Source organism: Microbacterium sp. nov. GSS16 (genome assembly GCF_028198145.1).
Lineage (GTDB): Bacteria > Actinomycetota > Actinomycetes > Actinomycetales > Microbacteriaceae > Microbacterium.
This window is the reverse complement of record NZ_CP116338.1, coordinates 1,994,362-2,012,756: the sequence shown is the minus strand read 5'-3', so window position 1 is coordinate 2,012,756 and position 18,395 is coordinate 1,994,362. Positions and strand designations below refer to the sequence as shown.

Sequence of the window (18,395 nt, the reverse complement as noted above, 5' to 3'; positions counted from 1 at the left end):
GATCACAGCTTGTGCGCCCATTCTACGCGTCCCGCCGCGTCTCGCGCACCCGCATGCCGTATACGGATCCGGCGTCGTCAGGGCCAGAGCATCCCGACGACGAAGGCCGCGTAGCTGGCGGCCGCCAGCAGCGCGACCACGTCGCGGATGCGCTTCGGCGCGGCGACCGCGACGAGGATGCCGACGATCGCAAGCAGCGCCCAGCACACCGGGTGTCCCCATCGGATGGCCATCTCGTGCACACCTGAGACGGTGTCGGCCTTGCCCGGGACGACAACGACCCACAGTGCGCTCATTCCTGTCGCGATGACCGCGCCCGCTGCGCCGAGCGGACGGCTGTTCCGCCGCATCCACTCGATGGGACTGGTCCGCTGGTCTTCCGTCATCTCATCTTCCGTCCCCGGTCTGGTCGCCGACGGGCGAGCGGCGAGCGCCGGGCCCGCCGGTCGATCATCCCCGCCTCCAGCTGAGCCGGCCGCCCAGGTCGCGCCATGCGCTGAAGATACATCTGACGGATGGTCGCAGGCAATCGGTCTCGGATCCGAAGTGCTTCAGATCCGCTCGGCCTCAACCAGCGTGTCGGCGAGGGCCACGAGCGCCTGGACGCCCGTCAGCTCCCCGGCGATCAGCGGGATCTCGATCACCGCGGCATCGGGCACGGCATCTCGCACATGCCGGAGGTGCGCGTCCTCGACGGTGCGACGTGCCGCCAGCAGCTCGCCGGCATCGGCGGGCGAGCGCCGGTTGGCGATCAGTGCGCCGACGGCGACGCCCATTCCCCGCAGGTTCGCCACCACCTCGAGCGTCTCGGCGACGGGAAGGGCCTCGGCGGTGAACACGACCGCGAACCCGCACTGCGCCGGGTCCGCGACGGCCTGCTGCATCGCCGCGAAGCGGTCGCGTCGTCGCTGCAGGGCGCGGCGGAGATCGGACTGAGCCTCGGCCTGGGCATCCGGCGCGCCCGTCAGCCCACGCATGGCTGCCGAGAATCGCTCGGAGCGGTCGCGATTGCGCAGCAGCGTCTCCGTCCACCCCGCGAGCTGTCCCGGCAGAGCCAGCAGCCTCAGTGTGTGTCCCGATGGAGCGGTGTCGAAGATGACGGCGTCGTAGTCGGTGCGTCCGGCCTCCACGAACTCCGCGATGCGCTCCAGCACCGCCGACTCGTGACTGCCCGGTGCATGGCGTGCGCGCTCGAGATGCGTGTGCGCAGGGCCGTGCTGCCGTTCGGGCAGCATCGACAGCATCGTGCCCTCGACCGCGGCCAGGTGCCTGTCGATCGTGGCTTGCGGGTCGATCTCGACCCCGTCGACGACTCCGCCACCGAATCGCCCCAACCTCACCGGGGCGTCGCCCGCCTCGATGCGCCACAGATGCCCGAGGTTGTGGGCCGGGTCTGTCGAGACCACCAGCACGCGCTCACCAGTGCGGGCGCGTGCGACGGCGAGCGCGGATGCCAGAGACGTCTTGCCTACGCCGCCCTTGCCGCCCACGAACAGCAGGGGGCGCCGAAAAGCGTCTAGCAGCACGAGACGTGATCCAGGGGTGATCGCGGCATGCCCATCCGTCGGTGCCAGCGGTGGAAGTCATCGGCGACGAGGGGCATGAGCTCGACGCTGTAGTACGCCGCCGGGTCGGGAACACCGAGCGCCTCGCCGAGCACGATCAGGGTGAACAGGTCGTCCTCATCGCGCTGCTCGCGGGCGAGCATCTGCCGATAGGGGCCGGCGTAGTACTCCGCCAGCCCCCGCCGGAAGGCGGCCCAGCGCCGGCGCAGGCGCCGGGCCGCCTCGGTGCGACTCATCGATCAGACCTCCTCGCGAACCGCCTCGAGCCGGGCGTCCTCATCCTCGTGCTCGGGTTCCTCCCGCGCGGCCCGACGCATCGCGAGCACAGCCTCCACGGCGACCCAGACGCTCGAGGCGATGATGATGACATCCAGCGCGAACAGCAGCCAGTCCGCCTTCGCAGGGTCGGCGAACGACGCGAGCTGCTCGATCGCCGCCCAGAACGACAGCACGAAGACGATCACCAGCGGGATCAGCGCCGGCAGAGGGTTGCGGCGCTTGCGGATGAGCATGACCGCGATGATCGACAGGGTCAGCGAGGCCATCAGCTGGTTCGTCGTTCCGAACAGGGGCCAGATGCGAAGACCGCCGTCGCCGCCGAGGCCCTGCGAGAAGGTGAGCCCGAGACCGACCACGACGACGACAATCGTCGCGGGCACCTTCGTGATCCGCAGCTTCACCGAGTCGCCGATCTCCTGTACGACCAAGCGCAGCAGGCGCATGCCGGTATCCATGGTCGTCGCCGCGAACAGCACCGCCATGGTGGCGAGCACCGTGGCGCTGAGCGAGGCGGGCAGCCCGATGCCCGCCTGCATCAGCGCACCGCCACCGGTCACGAAGGCTCCGACGCCGCCCGCGCCGAACGCGCTGTACACCTCGTCCCACTCGGCGACCGTGCGGAACCCTGCGATCACCGCGAGGATCGTTCCGAGCGACAGCAGCCCCTCGCCCACCGCGCCGAAGTAGCCGACGAACCGGGCGTCGGTCTCCTTGTCGAGCTGCTTCGAGCTCGTGCCGGACGAGACCATGCCGTGGAATCCCGAGATCGCACCGCACGCGATGGTGACGAACAGCAGGGGAACCATGCTCGGCGTCCCCTCGGGAACGGCGGTGTTGATCGCGGGCGCGACGATCTCGGGTGCGGCCCCCGAGAAGAGCGTCGCGGTGAGCACCGACCCGAACAGCAGGATCAGCCCGACGAAGAGCTGCACGCCGTTGATGTAGTCACGCGGCTGCAGCAGCACCCACACCGGCAGCAGCGAGGCGATGGCTCCGTAGACGAACAGCGCGAGGATCCAGAAGGTCGCAGGCCCCATGCCGAGGAAGTCGTCCGGCAGCACGACCGGCATCTGGTCGCCGAGCACGATCAGCCCATACAGCGTGGCGACGCCGACGACGGTCACGGGCAGCAGCGGCCAGCGCAGGCGATACACGGCGATGCCGACGAGCAGTGCGACCACGATCGCTCCCCAGGTGGGGATCACCGCACTGGGTGTGGAGATCAGCAGGTTCTTGATGACGACCGCGAAGGCGGCGATCACCATGAGCAGCAGCAGGAAGATCACGACGAGGAACAGGCCGGCGCCACGCTTGCCGATGTAGCGCGCCGACAGGGCGCCGATCGATCGGCCCTTGTTGCGGGTCGAGGCCCACAGCGCTCCGAGGTCGTGCATGCCGGCGAAGAACACCGTGCCGAGCGTGACCCAGAGGAAGGCCGGAACCCATCCCCAGATCACCGCGATGGCGGGCCCCACGATGGGCGCCGCGCCGGCGACCGAGGTGAAGTGGTGCCCCCAGAGGATGAACTTGTTCGTCGGCACGTAATCCACGCCGTCGTTGAGCTCGTGAGCGGGGGTCGCGAAAGACGCGTCGAGGCGGTAGACCCGATTGGCCAGGTACCGCGAGTAGAACAGGTATCCGACGGCGAAGATCGCCAATCCGATGAGCATGAGAAGAACGGGAGTCATTGCGGCGCTTCCTTTCGGCAGGGCTTCGTCGTCGCTGCTGCGCCCCACCATAGCGAACCTGGGATTTCGCTGGGAGCCGACGCGCCCTGGTGCCCACTCCGCCGCTCATCTGCCGGCGGCGAGGAGCTCCCTCGTGAACGGATGCGTCGGCGCGGCGAACACGTCGGCCACAGGGCCGCGCTCGACGATCACACCGTCGCGCATCACCAGCACGTCGTCGCAGACCGCCGCGACGACAGCGAGGTCGTGCGAGACGAAGACCATCGTCAGCCCGCGTTCGATCTGCAGGCGCGCGAGCAGGTCGAGCACCCGAGCGCGCACGGTGGGGTCCAGAGCGGACACCGGCTCATCGAGCACGAGCACCTGCGGGTCGGCGGCGAGCGCCCGTGCGATGGCGGCGCGCTGCAGCTGCCCGCCGGACAGCTGACGAGGGCGCCGACGTCCGAGCTCCGCATCCAGTCCCACCTCCGCGAGCAGGGCCGCCACGGCAGCGGAGCGATCGCCACGACGGGCGCCGGCGGCCTGCAGCGCCTCGGCGATCGACCGGCCGATCGTCCACCGCGGGTCGAACGCGCCGAGCGGATTCTGGTGCACGAGCTGCACCCGCTGCGCCGACGCCCACTCGATCACTCCGCTGTCGGGCCGCTCCACGCCGATCAGCATCCGGGCGAGGGTCGTCTTGCCTGACCCGGACTCCCCGACGACGCCGAGCGTGCGGCCGGACACGAGAGCGAATGAGGCGCCGATGACCGCGGGCCGCTCGAACCGCTTCGACACGTCGCGCACCTGCAGCAGCAGCTCACCCGCCGGTCGCGTCGGGGTGCGCGCGCGCAGGATGCTCGCCTCGACGAGGGCGCGGGTGTACTCCTCGCGCGGCGACGCCATGACCTCCGCCACGCCACCGTGCTCCACGATGCGCCCCGCGCGCATCACCAGCACCCGATCGGCCACCCGCCGCACCGCCGCGAAGTCGTGGCTGATGAACAGTACGGCTCGTCCGTCGTCGGCGATCGAGCGCAACAGAGCGAGGATGCGCGCCTGCACCGTGGCGTCCAGCGCCGTCGTCGCCTCGTCGGCGACCAGCACCGCGGGATCGGCGGCGAGTGCCGACGCGATCAGCGCTCGCTGACGCATCCCGCCCGACAGCTCGTGCGGGCGGCTGCGCGCGCGCCTCTCCGGTTCGGGCAGCGACACGGAAGCCAGCAGCCGCACGACCTGCGCCTGCCGGTCACTGCGGTGCAGGCGGTGGATCTCCATCGGCTCGGCGACCTCGCGGCCGATCCGGCGCAGCGGATCGAGCGCGGCCAGCGCGTCCTGCGAGACGAGCGCGACGCGCCGGCCGCGCAGGGCACGCCACGAGGCCTCGCCGAGCCCGGCGGCGTCGATGCCGTCGATCCGCAGCTCGTCCGCTGTCATGCGGGCGCCGTCCGGCAGCATCCCGAGCAGCGCACGTGCGGTGAGCGACTTGCCGGCCCCGGATTCGCCGACGATCGCCACGCACTCGCCCGGGGCGATGTCGAGATCGACCCCGTCGACGATCGCCTGCGCGCCGATGCGGATGCGCAGTCCCCGCACGTGCACCGCGCTCATGAGCGCCTCCCCTCGGCTCGCGCGCGCAGGGCTCGGCCGAGCACCGTGGCGCTGATCACGGTCAGCGTGATGGCAAGACCCGGGAAGACCGAGATCCACCAGGCGCGGCCGAGCACATTGCGTCCGCCCGAGAGCATGAGTCCCCATTCCGGAGCCGGCTCCGAGGGGCCGAGGCCGAGGAAGCTGAGGCCGGCGGCGGCGAGGATGCTCGACCCGATGCCGATGGTGGCGAGCACGCTCAGCGTCCCGAGGACCCCGGGCGCGACGTGCCGGGTGAAGGTGCGCACGGCGCCGACGCCCAGGATGCGGGCCGCCTCCACGTGCTCTGCGATGCGCAGCGTGCGGGTCTGCGTGCGGGCGAGCCGGATGTACACCGGCACCGCCGCGATCGTCACCGCGATGGCGACGTTGACCGCGCCAGGGCCGAGCACCGCCACGACGATCAGCGCGATGAGGAATTCGGGGAAAGCGAGCAGGATGTCGGTGACGCGCATCGCCGCGGCATCCACCGCTCGGGGTGCGACGCCCGAGAGCGAGCCGAGCACGAGACCGGCGATCACCGCGAGCGTCGTCGCCAGCAGTCCGATCCCGACGGAGCGTGCGGCTCCGTGCACGACCCGCGAGAACACGTCGCGGCCCGACTGGTCGGTGCCGAACAGGTGGGCCGGCCCCGGCGCCTCGAGCGCCGAGCGCACATCGGTGCGCAGCGGGTCATGGGTGGCGAGCAGGTCGGGAAATGCCGCGGCGAGCGCGACGACGACGAGGAAGGCCGCGGCGCACCCCAGCCCCACCCGTCGGGCGATCATCGGCGCTCCTCGATGGCGGGCGCCTCGAACGCGGCGGACCGCGCGCGCAGTCGCGGGTCGATGATCGGATGCAGCAGCTCGACGATCACGTTCACGATGACGAACACGAGGGCGCTGAGCATGATCACGCCCGCGACGACGGGCAGATCGCGGTCGACGATGGCGGTCAGCGTCACCCGCCCGAGCCCGGGCCGCGCGAACACGGTCTCGACGAGCACCGCACCGCCGAGCAGCGAGCCGATGAGATAGGCAGTGAGGGTGAGCGCGCTCGCCGCGCCGTGGCGCAGCGAGTGCCGCAGCACGAGGCGGGACGATCCGGCGCCGCGGGAGCGGACGGTCTCGGCGAACGGCTGTCGCTCGGCCTCGTCGATGCCGTCGCGCAGCACCTGACCGATCAGCGCCGCGACCGGAAGTGCGAGCGTGAGCGCGGGCAGCACCACCGTGGCAGCGCTGCGCGTGCCCGCCACGGGGAACCAGCCCACCCCGAAGGCGAAGACCGCCAGCAGGACGATGCCGATCCAGAACACCGGCGACGAGAGCACGATCAGCTCCCCCGCGACCACCACGGTCCTCGCGAGCCCGCGTCGCGCGAACAGCGCCACGGCGAGCGCGACGAGAACCGCGGTCAGCAGCGCCAGCGCCGTGAGCTGCACGGTGGGCCCGAGCTGACGGCCGATGACCTCGGTCACGGGCATCCGGAGCTGATACGACGTCCCCAGATCACCACGCAGGAGTCCCCCGATGTACGAGAGGTACTGCTCGAGCGGAGGGCGGTCGAGGCCGAGATCGGCCCTGACCGCCGCCTTCACCGCCTCGCTCACCTTCGCCTGCGGGCCGAGCATGACCGAGACGGCATCGCCGGGGATGATCCGCAGCGCCAGGAAGGCCAGCGTCGCCGCGCCCCAGAGGACGAGCACGGCGGAGGCGGCGGTCCCGGCGATCCGGACCAGGGCGCGCCGCACGTCAGCGGCTGACGCTCGCGCTGTAGAACAGCGGCCGGCCGTACAGGTCGTACTCCAGGCCCTCGACGCCCTTCACGGATCCGGTGATCAGCGATGACACGTACAGCGGCACGATCGCGACATGCTCGGCGTTCCACTGCTGCAGCTCGGTGTAGATCTCCGCCCGCTCCGACGTGTCCGATGTCGAGAGCCCGCGCTCGAGCAGTTCGTCGACGGCGGGATCGCTCACCTGCGAGGCGTTCTGGAACCCGTCGGTGCCGAGGTGGCTGCGCAGCAGGTCGGCATCCACGCCCGAGAAGTCCCAGTCGGTGATGTCGTACGTCTTCGGGCCGTACTGCTCGTTGTAGGCGGCGGGTTCGAGCTTCTCCCGGACGATCTCGAAGCCGACGTCCTTCAGGTCGGACTGAATGGCGTTGGCGAGCGCGGTGCGGTCGTCCGAGATCGGGGTCCAGGCGATCCAGCGGGCCGAGAGGCGCTTGCCGTCCTTCATCCGGATGCCGTCGGCGCCGCGCTCTGTCCAGCCGGCCTCATCGAGCAGGGCGTTCGCCTCATCGGCGCCGAACGGCCAGCTGCCCTCGAGGCTCTTGTCGTAGCCGGGGGTCGTGGGACCAAGGATGCTCCACGCGCGGGGGAACTCGCCGAAGAAGATCTCGTCGACGGCCGCATCGATGTCGATCGCCCGCGAGAACGCCTGACGCACCTTCTGATCGGCGAAGACGCCGTGCTTCTCGTTGAGGAACAGCGAGTACGGCAGGCCCGGGTACTCCTTGGCGGTGACCGTGACGTCGTCGCCGAGGTCGGCGACGACGTTCGGCGGCAGCTGGGTCGCGACGTCCGCCTCGCCCGATGCGAGCACGCCGGCGCGGACGGATGCCTCGGGCAGCAGCTCCACGCGCAGGGTCTTGATCTTCGGAGCCGTCGCGCCGTCGGGGCCCCAGGTGTAGTCGTCGTTGCGGGTGTAGACGATCTCCTGGTCGGCGGTGTACTCGCTGAGCACGAACGGACCGGTGCCGATCGAGACGTCGGGACCGCCGGCTGCGAGCTCGTCGTTCGACGACGCGAGCGCCTTCGGCGACCAGAACCCGAGCTGCGCCGTGCTGGCCGCCTGCAGGAACGGTGCGTACGGCTGAGTGAAGCTGACCTCGACCGTGTGCTCGCCGACGACCTCGGTGCCTGCATACAGCTCGCCACCGAGCATGCTCGCCGCCTGCGCCGACTTGGTGGCGGGATCGACGATCCGGTCGAAGTTCGCCTTCACGGCCTCGGCATCGAACGCCGTGCCATCGGAGAACGCGACGTCGTCGCGAAGCTCGAACGTGTACGTCTTGCCGTCTTCGGACACCTTCCAGCTCTTCGCGAGCCACGGCGAGAACGACCCGTCGGCCTCCTGGAAGACCAGGGAGTCGAGCACCTGACGCTGCACCATCCCCGACACGTCGAGCTGGCTGGTCTGCGGATCCATGTGTCCGGCCGAGAGGTTGGCGCCCTCGATCGCCCAGACGAGCTCGGCCTCGGAACCGCCGGCGTCACCGGCCGGTCGTGCACAGGCGCTGAGCAGAAGGGCGGATGCCGCGGCCAGGGCGGCCAGCGGCAGAAGACGACGCACAGGGAAAGAAGGCATTCGGGAACCTCGATGCATGCGGAGAAGGGGAACACTCCATCTTACCGGCGGTTGTTGGACGCAGTCGATCTAGGGCCGGTCATTCGGCGACCGGTAGACTCGCCGAACAACCACACTCAGGCACGCTCACACAGTGCCGCACACATCGTTCGAGGAGTCCTCCATGTCACGCATTCCCGACAAGCCCGCGCTCGAAGGCCTCGAAGCGAAGTGGGGTGAGCGCTGGTCGGACGAGGGCACCTTCCTCTTCGATCGTGCCCAGGCCACGGCATCCGGACGCGACAGCGTCTACTCGATCGACACTCCCCCGCCGACGGCGTCCGGCAGCCTGCACATCGGGCATGTGTTCTCGTACACGCACACCGACATCAAGGCGCGCTTCGAGCGCATGCGCGGCAAGAACGTGTTCTACCCGATGGGCTGGGACGACAACGGTCTGCCCACCGAACGCCGCGTGCAGAACTACTACGGCGTGCGCTGCGACCCGACTCTGCCCTTCGACCCCGACTTCACGCCGCCGTTCGAAGGCGGTGACAACAAGTCGTCCCGCGCTGCCGACCAGCAGCCCATCAGCCGCCGCAACTTCATCGAGCTGTGCGAGAAGCTGACCGTCGAGGACGAGAAGCAGTTCGAGGCGCTGTTCCGCCAGCTCGGCCTCAGCGTCGACTGGACCCAGACCTACCGCACCATCTCCGACGACACGATCCGCCAGAGCCAGCTCGCGTTCCTGCGCGGACTCGAGCGCGGCGAGGCGTACCAGTCGCTGGCGCCGACCCTGTGGGACATCGACTTCCGTTCGGCGATCGCCCAGGCAGAGCTCGAGGACCGCGACCAGCAGGCCGCCTACCATCGCGTCGCCTTCCACAAGACCGACGGCTCGGGCGACATCGAGATCCAGACGACCCGCCCCGAGCTGCTGCCCGCGTGCGTGGCGCTGGTCGCGCACCCCGACGACGAGCGGTATCAGCCCTACTTCGGCAAGACCGTGCGCACCCCGATCTTCGACGTCGAGGTGCCCGTGCTCGCCCACCACCTCGCCCAGCCTGACAAGGGCTCGGGCATCGCCATGATCTGCACCTTCGGCGATGTGACCGACATCATCTGGTGGCGCGAGCTCGACCTGCCCAACCGCACCATCCTCGGCAAGGACGGCCGCGTGCTCGCCGATGTCCCCGAGGCGATCACGTCGGACGCGGGCCGTGCCGCGTATGCGGAGCTCGCCGGCAAGACCGTCTTCAGCGCCCGCAAGATCATCGTCGAGCAGCTTCAGGCGTCGGGCGACCTGCTCGAGGTCGGCAAGCCCTTCAGCCACGCCGTGAAGTTCTTCGAGAAGGGCGACCGCCCGCTCGAGATCGTCTCGACGCGGCAGTGGTACATCCGCAACGGCTCCCGCGACCCGCAGCTGCGCGAGCAGCTGCTCGAGAACGGCCGCGAGCTGAGCTGGCATCCCGACTTCATGCGCGTGCGCTACGAGAACTGGGTCGGCGGCCTCACCGGCGACTGGCTCATCTCGCGCCAGCGGTTCTTCGGCGTGCCGATCCCCGTCTGGTACGCCCTCGACGAGAACGGCGAGCGCGACTACGACCGCGTGCTGACGCCGTCGCTCGCGAGCCTGCCCATCGATCCGACCACGGACGTGCCGGAGGGCTACACCGAGGACCAGCGCGGCGTGCCCGGCGGATTCGACGCCGAGCAGGACATCTTCGACACCTGGGCGACCTCCTCGCTCACCCCGCAGCTGGCCGGCGGCTGGCAGCGCGACGAGGAGCTGTGGAACACCGTGGCACCGTTCGACCTGCGCCCGCAGGGTCAGGACATCATCCGCACCTGGCTGTTCTCGACCATGCTGCGCTCGACGCTCGAGGACCAGCGCTCGCCGTGGCGCAACGCCGCCATCTCGGGCTTCATCGTCGACCCCGACCGCAAGAAGATGTCGAAGTCGAAGGGCAACGTCGTCACCCCGGCCGACATCCTGTCCACGCACGGCTCTGATGCGGTGCGCTACTGGTCGGCATCCAGCCGCTTGGGCATGGACGCCGCATTCGACCCGCAGAACCCGACGCAGGTGAAGATCGGACGCCGCCTGGCCATCAAGATCCTCAATGCTGCGAAGTTCGTGCTGTCGTTCCCCGTGCCGGAGGGCGCGCGCGTCACGCATGCGCTCGACGCGTCGATGCTCACGGCCCTCGACCAGGTGGTGCGCGAGGCGACCACGGCATACGAGAACTACGACCAGGCGAAGGCCCTCGAGATCACCGAGGCGTTCTTCTGGACGTTCTGCGACGACTACCTCGAGCTCGTCAAGGAGCGCGCCTACGACCAGACCGACGTGAACCAGGCCTCGGCCGCCCTCGCTCTGCGCCTCGCGCTGTCGACGCTGCTGCGCCTGCTCGCGCCGATCGTGTCGTTCGCGACAGAGGAGGCCTGGTCATGGTTCGAGGAGGGATCGATCCACACGGCGGCCTGGCCGGAGCCGCTCGGGATCGACGGGGACACGGCGGTGCTGTCCGCAGCCAGCGAGGCCCTGATCGGCATCCGCCGGGCGAAGACCGAGGCGAAGGCATCGCAGAAGACCCCGGTCGCATCGGCGACCATCGCCGCTCCTGCCGCGAGGATCGACGCGTTGCGCGCCGCCGCCGACGACCTGCGTGCGGTCGGCCGCATCGCCGAGCTGACGTTCGCCGAAGCGGACCAGCTCGCGGTCACGGCCATCGAGCTGGCGCCGGCGGAGGGCTGATCATGCAGCTCGGCACGCGGTGGGAGGCCGGCGCGGAGCCGCCGGCCTCCGTTCCCGCGGCACTGCGCCCGGCGATCGCCGAGGTCGAGTCGCGGTTGTCCGGATCCCTGCCGAACGGGTCCCTGAGCCTGTCGAACGTGCCCCGGAGCCCGTCGAAGGGTCACTGGACGCTCACCTGGCTGGAGGGCCACCCGATCGCAGAGCTGGATGCCGGGTGGGAGGTCTTCCTCACGGCATCCGGCGAGGTCGTCGCCCGGCCCTTCGAGGACTGAGCCCCGCCGCGCCCATCGCCGGCAGGATCAGCGACGCGGGAGTCCGACCGTCGCGAGGAGGTGATCGACCTGGCGCGGGTCGTGCCGTCTGGTCTGCTGCTCGCGAAGCAGGTCGAGTGCGAGCTCGCGGCGCTCCGCCCTGGCGAGGATTCGTCGCTCGACGTGACCGGTGAGGGCGGCCGCTATCTGTTGCAGCACGCGCTCGAACGGGGTGGGTGAGACGAGATGAAGAGTCGCTGTGACCATGATCACTCCTGTTTCATCGTGCCGCGGCTGTTCGCCACGGGAAGGTCGAAGACCTCGGCGCGCAGCGACACGCGCCGAGTGCCAGGCAGGGATTCCTGCCCGCGGTAGCGCTCGACCGCGGCGTCGATCACCGCAGTCAGCTCCTGCTTGAGCTCGGCCATCTGCTCGGCGGTGACGTCGAGCATCGTCGTCATGATGAGGCCGGCATCCTCCCAGCCCTCCGGCTGCTCGGATTCGGGGCGGTTGATGTAATCCATCAGCGTCTGATGACGCAGCCGCAGGAACTCGGTGGTCACGATCTGCGCCGCGGCGCGGTTCGACGGCGACATCGCCTCCGCCGGACCCGGCATGTTGATGCGCCCTTTGGGTCGCTCCCACCATCGCTCGCGCGCCGTGCCGCGATCCGGCACCTCGCGGATGAGATCCTGCGCGGCCAGGGCCCGAAGGTGGTAGCTGGTCGCTCCCGATGTCTCACCGATCAGCGATGCGAGACTGCTCGCCGTCTGCGGCCCCCGCTCGCTGAGCAGGTCGTAGATGCGCACGCGCAGCGGATGAGCGAGTGCTTTCAGCGCCCCGGCGTCGAGCGTGCGACCCTGTGAATCGTTGGTGACCATAGACGCAAAGATACTCTTGCAAAGAAACATTTGCAAGCATCTCTTTGCATCTTCGAGTACCGTCTCGCGTAGGTGAGAACTCTCTCATCGAGCGGCGACGTCCGGTGCCGTGCGGGAGAGTGGGGGCGTGGCGCGGAGTGCGGCCTCACGCAGTCAGCAGGTACTGCCTTGGCGCCTCGCTGCCGTATCCGCACCTGCCTGACGATGACTGGGCGCTCATTCGGCGCCGGTACTGGCCGGGGCCCGTCAGCTGACGACCTTCCGCGCCGCGACGAATGCCGCCACGCAGCGCTCGACCTGCTCGCTCGTGTGCGCAGCGGAGAGCTGCACCCGGATGCGCGCCTCGCCACGCGGCACGACGGGGAAGCTGAACGCGGTCACGTACACGCCCTGTCGCTGCATCTCGTCGGCGACTCGCGCGGTGAGCGCGGCGTCGTGGAACATCACCGGGACGATCGGATGCTCGCCCGGCAGCAGCTCGAAGCCCTCCTCGGTCATGCGCCGGCGGAACAGCCCGGCGTTCCGCGTCAGTCGCGCACGCAGGTCGGCGGATCCTTCGACGAGGTCGAGCGCGGTCAGCGTGCCCGCCACGATCGACGGGGCGAGGGTGTTCGAGAACAGATACGGTCGCGAGCGCTGGCGCAGCAGCGCCACGATGTCGCGGTGCGCGGCGACATAGCCGCCGGAGGCGCCGCCGAGCGCCTTGCCGAACGTGCCGGTGTAGATGTCGACTCGATCGGCGACACCGCACAGCTCGGGGGTCCCCCGGCCGTTCTCGCCCACGAAGCCGACCGCGTGCGAATCGTCGACGAACACCAGCGCGTCGTATCGCTCAGCGAGATCGCAGATCTCCTGGAGAGGTGCGATGTAGCCGTCCATCGAGAACACGCCGTCGGTGACGATGACGCGGAAGCGGGCATCCGCCGCCGCCTTCAGCTGCTCCTCGAGATCGGACATGTCGCGATTGCGGTAGCGCAGGCGGCGCGCCTTGGACAGGCGGATGCCGTCGATGATGGATGCGTGGTTCAGCTCGTCAGAGATGATCGAGTCGTCGGCGGTGAACAGCGTCTCGAAGACGCCGCCGTTCGCGTCGAAGCACGAGGAGAAGAGGATCGCGTCGTCGGTGCCGAGGAAGGCCGCCAGACGGCGCTCGAGTTCCAGATGCTGCTCCTGCGTGCCGCAGATGAAGCGCACACTGGCCAGCCCGTAGCCCCAATCGTCGAGCGCACGGTGAGCGGCGCCGAGGATGCGCGGGTCGTCGGCGAGGCCCAGGTAGTTGTTGGCGCAGAAGTTGAGCACGTCGTGCCCACCCGTGCTGATCTCCGCCTTCTGCGGCCCGCTGATGCCCCGCTCGCGTTTGGTGAGTCCCGCCTCTTCGATGCCGGCGAGCTCGGCCCGCAGGTGATCCTTGAATGTCGCGTACATGACGGCTCCTTACAGCTCGGTTCTCACAGCTCGGTCCAGTCGAGGATGATCTTGCCCGTGCCTGCCGACTCTGCGGCGGCGAAGCCCCGCTCCCAGTCGCGCGCGGGGATCACCTCGGCAATCACGCGAGCGATCGATTCGCGCAGGGCAGCGCTGGTCTGCAGCATGGCCCCCATGGCGTTCCACGTCTCGAACATCTCGCGCCCGTAGATGCCCTTGATGGTGAGCATGTGGGTGACGAGCTTGCCCCAGTCGATGTCGAATCCGGCGCTGGGAAGGCCGAGCATGGCGATCTGGCCGCCATGGTTCATGTTGTCGATCATGGCGGGCAGGGCCGACGGCGCACCGCTCATCTCGAAGCCGATGTCGAAGCCCTCGCGCATGCCGAGCGCGCGCTGCGCCTCGCGGATGTCCTGCTGCGAGACGTCGACCACCGCGTCGGCGCCCATCTGGCTCGCCATGTCGAGGCGAGGCGCACTGACGTCCGTGGCGACGATGAAGCGCGCGCCGGCGTGACGGGCGACGGCGATCGACATCAGGCCGATGGGCCCGCACCCGGTGATCAGCACGTCCTCGCCGATCACCCGGTACATCAGTGCGGTGTGCACGGCGTTGCCGAGCGGATCGAAGATCGCGCCGAGCTCCGGCGTCACGTCGTCGTGGTGCACCCAGACGTTGGTCGCCGGCAGCGACAGGTACTCGGCGAACGCGCCGTCGCGCTGCAGGCCGAGGCCGATGGTGCGGATGCACATCTGCCGACGTCCGGCGCGGCAGTTGCGGCACGTGCCGCACACGATGTGCCCCTCGCCCGAGACGCGGTCGCCGACGGCGATGTCGTGCACCATGTCGCCGACCTCGACGACCTCGCCGTAGAACTCATGCCCTGGGATCAGTGGTGTGCGGATGGCGGAGGCGGCCCAGTCGTCCCAGCGGTGGATATGCAGATCCGTGCCGCAGATCCCGGTGCGCAGCACCCGAATGACGACCTCGCCGGTACCCGCCACCGGATCGGGGCGCTCCACGAGCGCGAACCCGGCGCGCGGTTCGCTCTTGAACAGTGCCTTCATACTTCGATCTCACTGCACTTCACGATGTAGAGCAACGCCGTCTTTCTGCATCCTCTGTTAAGTAGCACTGAAAGGTAAGATCACCTGGTGGAACTCCATCAGCTGCAGATCCTGCGCGAGCTCGGGACGCTGGGCAGCGTCACAGCGGTGGCCGATGCGCTGCACGTCACCCCTTCGGCCGTCTCACAGCAGCTCGCCGCCCTGCAGCGCGGAGTGGGCACGCCGCTCACTCGTCGCCAGGGCCGCACCCTCACGCTGACGGCCGCCGGTCGGGTGCTCGCCGAGGCGGGAGGCGAGGCGCTGGATGCCATGGCCGCTGCCCGCGGTGCGCTGGACGCGTTCGAGCAGGATCCCGCCGGCGTGGTCAGCGTGAGCGGCTTCCACAGCGCGGGCCAGGCGCTGTTCGGCGCGCTGCTGCGCGATCTCGCCCGTGGCGAAGCCTCGCCGACAGTGCAGCTGACCGATGAGGATGTCGCGCAGAGCGAGTTCCCCGCGCTCACCGCCCGCTACGACCTCGTGCTCGCGCACCGCATGGAGCACTCCGAGCCGTGGCCGTCGCAGGGTGTGCGCAGCCTCACCCTCGTTCGCGAGCCGCTCGACGTCGCGGTCGCGACGACACACCCGCTCGCCGCCCGCTCGTCGGTTACGCCGAAGGACATCGCGGCGGAACGATGGGTGACGAGCCGGATCGGCTACTCCCCCGACGACGTGCTGGGCGCGATCGCCGCCGTCGCGAACATCGCGCCCCGAGTGCAGCACCGCATCAACGACTACGGCGCGGTCACCGCCGCCGTCGCCGCGGGCGGCGTGGTCGGGCTGCTGCCCCGGTTCACCTCCCGTAGCGTCGACGACAGCGAGATCGTGCGCATCCCGCTCCTCGGTGTGAGCACGCACCGCCTGATCGACGTGCTCGCCCGACCCGAGACGCTGCGCCGACGCAGCGTCCGGCTGGTCGTCGAAGGACTGCAGCGGGTGATGGGCCGGCTCAGCCGCTGATGGTGTGATCATAGACTCGGCTCATGACCCAGGCCTCGAATCCGCTGCTGTCCCCGTCGACGCTCCCCTACGGGATGCCGGACTACGCGACCATCCGGCCCGAGCACTACCTGCCGGCATTCGCGGCGGCGTTCGACGAGCACCTCACCGAGGTGCGGGCCATCACCGTGGTGCGCTCGATGCCGACGTTCGAGAACACCATCGAGGCGCTGGAGCGCAGCGGCGAGACGCTGGATCGTGTCGCCCACGCCTTCTACACCGTCAGCTCAGCGGATGCGACGCCCGAGATCCAGCAGATCGATGAGCAGCTCGCCCCGCTGATGGCCGCGCACGACGACGCGATCCGCCTCGACGGCGCGCTGTACGGGCGGGTGGCGCAGCTGCATGCGATGCTCGACCGGCTCGACCTCACCGACGAGCAGCGTTACCTCGTGCAGCGGCACTTCCGCGAGATGACGCATGCGGGTGCGGCGCTCGACGCCGAGTCGAAGGCGCGGCTGACCGCGCTGAACCAGCGCCTGTCGACCCTCAGCACGACGTTCGAGAAGAACCTGCTGAACGACACGAACGATCTCGCGGTGATCTTCGACGACGCCGCCGATCTCGACGGCCTCTCCGCGGGTGAGCTCAGCGCCACCGCCCGCGCCGCTGCCGAGCGCGGCTTCGAGGGCAGGTACCTCGTGTCGCTGCCGCTGTTCAGCGGGCATCCGTACCTGGCATCCCTCACCGTGCGCGAGAGCCGCCGCCGCATCATGCAGGCGTCGCTCGCCCGTGCCGCGCGGGGGAACGAGAACGACAACCGCGCGGTGCTCACCGAGATCGTCGCGCTCCGCGCCGAGCGGGCCGCGCTGCTGGGATACCCATCGCATGCCGCGTACATCACGGCCGACGAGACGGCGGGCACCCCGGAGGCGGTGGAGCGGATGCTGCGGGAGCTGGCCGTTCCGGCGGCTCGCAACGCGCAGCGCGAGGGCGCGGCGCTGCAGCAGATCATCGACGAGAACGAGGCCGAGCCGTACCCCCTCGCTGCCCACGATTGGGCCTTCTACACCGAGAAGGTGCGTCAGGCCCGCTTCGACATCGACACGGCCGAGCTGCGCGAGTACTTCGAGGCCGAGCGGGTGCTGCGCGACGGAGTCTTCTTCGCCGCGACGAAGCTGTACGGCATCACCTTCACCGAGCGCTCGGATCTGTCGTCGTACCATCCGGATGCGCGGGTCTTCGAGGTGCACGATGAGGACGGTTCGACGGTCGGTCTCTACGTGCTCGACCTGTACACCCGCGACACCAAGCGCGGCGGTGCGTGGATGAACCCGATCGTCAGCGAGTCGGCTCTGCGCGGCACCCTGCCGGTAGTCGCGAACAACCTCAACGTCTCACGCCCCGCCGACGGGATGCCCACGCTGCTGACCCTCGACGAGGTCACCACGCTGTTCCACGAGTTCGGCCATGCGCTGCACGGGCTGTTCGCTCGCGTCACCTACCCCCACTTCTCGGGGACGAACGTGTTCCGCGACTTCGTCGAGTTCCCCAGTCAGGTCAACGAGATGTGGATCCTGTGGCACGAGGTGCTGAGCAGCTATGCACGTCACCACGAGACCGGCGAGCCGCTCGACGCCGGCACCGTCGAGCGGCTGCGTGCCTCGGAGACGTTCGACCAGGGCCACGCGACCAGCGAGTACCTGGCGGCAGCCTGGCTCGACCAGGCCTGGCACCGGGTCGGTGCCGGCTCAGCAGTGGCTGACGTCGCGGAGTTCGAACGCGCGGCGCTGGCCGATGTAGGGCTACTCAACCCCGTCGTGCCCACCCGCTACTCGTCGGCGTACTTCGCGCACGTCTTCTCGGGCGGTTACAGCGCCGGGTACTACTCCTACATCTGGAGCGAGGTGCTCGACGCCGACACCGTGGAGTGGTTCCGCGAGAACGGCGGACTCACGCGCGAGAACGGTGACCGGTTCCGCTCGCGCCTGCTCGGCGTGGGCGGCTCGAAGGATCCGCTGGAGGCCTACCGCGACTTCCGCGGTCGGGATGCCGAGATCGGACCGCTGCTGAAGCGCCGCGGACTCGAGGGCTGAGGGCCCGGCGCCGGCTCAGGCTGCGGCTCCGGCTCCGGCGCACTTCGGAAGCATGCACGACCCCGGCGATGCCCTGCTCAGTCGGCTGCAGCAGCGTGCAGCCGCGGCATCGCCTTCATCCAGGTGAGCAGGTGGTAGCTCTGCTCGAGTCGATCGCCGAGGGAGTCGACCGGCTCCAGGTGCACGGTGATGATCTCGCTGTCGTCGAGCGACTGCGCGGCGACCCGGCGGCAGCCCCGCGCGAGGAGATGGTGCGACCGGTTGGTGTGGTTTCCCCAGTCGTCGACGGCGAGGACGGTGATCCAGTCGGCCGGGTTCAGGACGTAGTAGGGCGCGATGGTGCGGCCTCGACCGTCGACGCACGTGTCCGCGCGCAGGTCGATCCAGCGATCTTTGACGATCTGCGTGCTGTCGGCGACGCGCCAGGCCTGCGGGTGCTCGTCTGTCACACC

17 protein-coding genes are annotated in these 18,395 nt (G+C 69.6%); 4 read left to right on the top strand and 13 right to left on the bottom strand.

Annotated elements, in window-relative coordinates; all coding sequences use genetic code 11:
• Positions 1 to 77: 77 nt before the first annotated feature.
• The 8 genes from PGB26_RS09590 to PGB26_RS09555 form a co-directional block, all read right to left on the bottom strand.
• Complete coding sequence (locus PGB26_RS09590; protein ID WP_271637399.1) at positions 78 to 386, bottom strand: hypothetical protein; 309 nt, start codon at positions 384 to 386, stop codon at positions 78 to 80.
• A gap of 165 nt (positions 387 to 551) precedes the next feature.
• Positions 552 to 1,526, bottom strand: a complete 975-nt coding sequence (locus PGB26_RS09585; RefSeq protein ID WP_271637398.1) for an ArsA family ATPase — start codon at positions 1,524 to 1,526, stop codon at positions 552 to 554.
• On the bottom strand, positions 1,517 to 1,801 hold the full coding sequence (locus PGB26_RS09580; protein WP_271637397.1) for a cory-CC-star protein: 285 nt from the start codon (positions 1,799 to 1,801) through the stop codon (positions 1,517 to 1,519). Before PGB26_RS09580 ends, PGB26_RS09585 begins: the two co-directional genes overlap by 10 nt.
• A 3-nt stretch (positions 1,802 to 1,804) precedes the next feature.
• Entirely contained in the window at positions 1,805 to 3,532 is a 1,728-nt protein-coding gene (locus PGB26_RS09575; protein WP_271637396.1) for a carbon starvation CstA family protein, read from the bottom strand.
• A gap of 105 nt (positions 3,533 to 3,637) precedes the next feature.
• On the bottom strand, positions 3,638 to 5,122 hold the full coding sequence (locus tag PGB26_RS09570; RefSeq protein WP_271637395.1) for an ATP-binding cassette domain-containing protein: 1,485 nt from the start codon (positions 5,120 to 5,122) through the stop codon (positions 3,638 to 3,640).
• Entirely contained in the window at positions 5,119 to 5,928 is an 810-nt protein-coding gene (locus tag PGB26_RS09565) for an ABC transporter permease (protein WP_271637394.1), read from the bottom strand. The genes PGB26_RS09570 and PGB26_RS09565 overlap by 4 nt, the downstream gene beginning before the upstream one ends.
• Positions 5,925 to 6,890 (bottom strand): ABC transporter permease, encoded by a 966-nt coding sequence (locus PGB26_RS09560; RefSeq protein WP_271637393.1) that lies wholly within the window; start codon positions 6,888 to 6,890, stop codon positions 5,925 to 5,927. Before PGB26_RS09560 ends, PGB26_RS09565 begins: the two co-directional genes overlap by 4 nt.
• Before the next feature lies 1 nt (position 6,891).
• Positions 6,892 to 8,511, bottom strand: a complete 1,620-nt coding sequence (locus PGB26_RS09555) for an ABC transporter substrate-binding protein (protein ID WP_271637392.1) — start codon at positions 8,509 to 8,511, stop codon at positions 6,892 to 6,894.
• A 163-nt stretch (positions 8,512 to 8,674) separates the two neighbouring features.
• Between PGB26_RS09555 and valS the strand changes: the two genes are divergently transcribed.
• Together valS and PGB26_RS09545 are read left to right on the top strand one after the other, a co-directional pair.
• Positions 8,675 to 11,248, top strand: a complete 2,574-nt coding sequence (gene valS / locus PGB26_RS09550; protein WP_271637391.1) for a valine--tRNA ligase — start codon at positions 8,675 to 8,677, stop codon at positions 11,246 to 11,248.
• Between the two features lie 2 nt (positions 11,249 to 11,250).
• On the top strand, positions 11,251 to 11,520 hold the full coding sequence (locus PGB26_RS09545) for a hypothetical protein (protein ID WP_271637390.1): 270 nt from the start codon (positions 11,251 to 11,253) through the stop codon (positions 11,518 to 11,520).
• Between the two features lie 27 nt (positions 11,521 to 11,547).
• Here PGB26_RS09545 and PGB26_RS09540 read toward each other — a convergent pair whose 3' ends face one another.
• From PGB26_RS09540 to tdh, 4 genes are all read right to left on the bottom strand, one after another.
• Positions 11,548 to 11,766 carry a hypothetical protein gene (locus tag PGB26_RS09540; RefSeq protein WP_271637389.1) on the bottom strand — a complete coding sequence of 73 codons (219 nt, stop codon included), beginning with the start codon at positions 11,764 to 11,766 and terminating at the stop codon, positions 11,548 to 11,550.
• A gap of 2 nt (positions 11,767 to 11,768) precedes the next feature.
• Positions 11,769 to 12,380, bottom strand: coding sequence for a winged helix-turn-helix domain-containing protein (locus tag PGB26_RS09535; RefSeq protein ID WP_271637388.1), 612 nt, complete (start codon positions 12,378 to 12,380; stop codon positions 11,769 to 11,771).
• A 246-nt stretch (positions 12,381 to 12,626) separates the two neighbouring features.
• Complete coding sequence (locus tag PGB26_RS09530) at positions 12,627 to 13,805, bottom strand: glycine C-acetyltransferase (RefSeq protein ID WP_271637387.1); 1,179 nt, start codon at positions 13,803 to 13,805, stop codon at positions 12,627 to 12,629.
• A gap of 23 nt (positions 13,806 to 13,828) precedes the next feature.
• Complete coding sequence (tdh, locus tag PGB26_RS09525; RefSeq protein WP_271637386.1) at positions 13,829 to 14,872, bottom strand: L-threonine 3-dehydrogenase; 1,044 nt, start codon at positions 14,870 to 14,872, stop codon at positions 13,829 to 13,831.
• Positions 14,873 to 14,959: 87 nt separating this feature from the next.
• Between tdh and PGB26_RS09520 the strand changes: the two genes are divergently transcribed.
• Positions 14,960 to 15,868 carry a LysR family transcriptional regulator gene (locus PGB26_RS09520; protein WP_271637385.1) on the top strand — a complete coding sequence of 303 codons (909 nt, stop codon included), beginning with the start codon at positions 14,960 to 14,962 and terminating at the stop codon, positions 15,866 to 15,868.
• A gap of 23 nt (positions 15,869 to 15,891) precedes the next feature.
• Positions 15,892 to 17,943: a M3 family metallopeptidase gene (locus PGB26_RS09515; RefSeq protein WP_271637384.1), complete on the top strand. Its 2,052-nt coding sequence runs from the start codon at positions 15,892 to 15,894 to the stop codon at positions 17,941 to 17,943.
• A 77-nt stretch (positions 17,944 to 18,020) separates the two neighbouring features.
• Here the strand turns inward: PGB26_RS09515 and PGB26_RS09510 are convergent, their stop codons facing one another.
• The gene (locus PGB26_RS09510; protein ID WP_271637383.1) at positions 18,021 to 18,392 is read right to left on the bottom strand and encodes a hypothetical protein; all 372 of its coding nucleotides are present in this window, start codon (positions 18,390 to 18,392) and stop codon (positions 18,021 to 18,023) included.
• Between the last annotated feature and the right edge of the window lie 3 nt (positions 18,393 to 18,395).

Excerpts from the sequence above, each read along its gene's own strand:
- PGB26_RS09590 (WP_271637399.1), bottom strand. The coding sequence starts at position 386 with ATGACGGAAGACCAGCGGACCAGTCCCATCGAGTGGATGCGGCGGAAC.
- PGB26_RS09580 (WP_271637397.1), bottom strand. The coding sequence starts at position 1,801 with ATGAGTCGCACCGAGGCGGCCCGGCGCCTGCGCCGGCGCTGGGCCGCC.
- PGB26_RS09575 (WP_271637396.1), bottom strand. The coding sequence starts at position 3,532 with ATGACTCCCGTTCTTCTCATGCTCATCGGATTGGCGATCTTCGCCGTC.
- PGB26_RS09570 (WP_271637395.1), bottom strand. The coding sequence starts at position 5,122 with ATGAGCGCGGTGCACGTGCGGGGACTGCGCATCCGCATCGGCGCGCAG.
- PGB26_RS09565 (WP_271637394.1), bottom strand. The coding sequence starts at position 5,928 with ATGATCGCCCGACGGGTGGGGCTGGGGTGCGCCGCGGCCTTCCTCGTC.
- PGB26_RS09555 (WP_271637392.1), bottom strand. The coding sequence starts at position 8,511 with ATGCCTTCTTTCCCTGTGCGTCGTCTTCTGCCGCTGGCCGCCCTGGCC.
- valS (WP_271637391.1), top strand. The coding sequence starts at position 8,675 with ATGTCACGCATTCCCGACAAGCCCGCGCTCGAAGGCCTCGAAGCGAAG.
- PGB26_RS09545 (WP_271637390.1), top strand. The coding sequence starts at position 11,251 with ATGCAGCTCGGCACGCGGTGGGAGGCCGGCGCGGAGCCGCCGGCCTCC.
- PGB26_RS09540 (WP_271637389.1), bottom strand. The coding sequence starts at position 11,766 with ATGGTCACAGCGACTCTTCATCTCGTCTCACCCACCCCGTTCGAGCGC.
- PGB26_RS09535 (WP_271637388.1), bottom strand. The coding sequence starts at position 12,380 with ATGGTCACCAACGATTCACAGGGTCGCACGCTCGACGCCGGGGCGCTG.
- PGB26_RS09530 (WP_271637387.1), bottom strand. The coding sequence starts at position 13,805 with ATGTACGCGACATTCAAGGATCACCTGCGGGCCGAGCTCGCCGGCATC.
- tdh (WP_271637386.1), bottom strand. The coding sequence starts at position 14,872 with ATGAAGGCACTGTTCAAGAGCGAACCGCGCGCCGGGTTCGCGCTCGTG.
- PGB26_RS09515 (WP_271637384.1), top strand. The coding sequence starts at position 15,892 with ATGACCCAGGCCTCGAATCCGCTGCTGTCCCCGTCGACGCTCCCCTAC.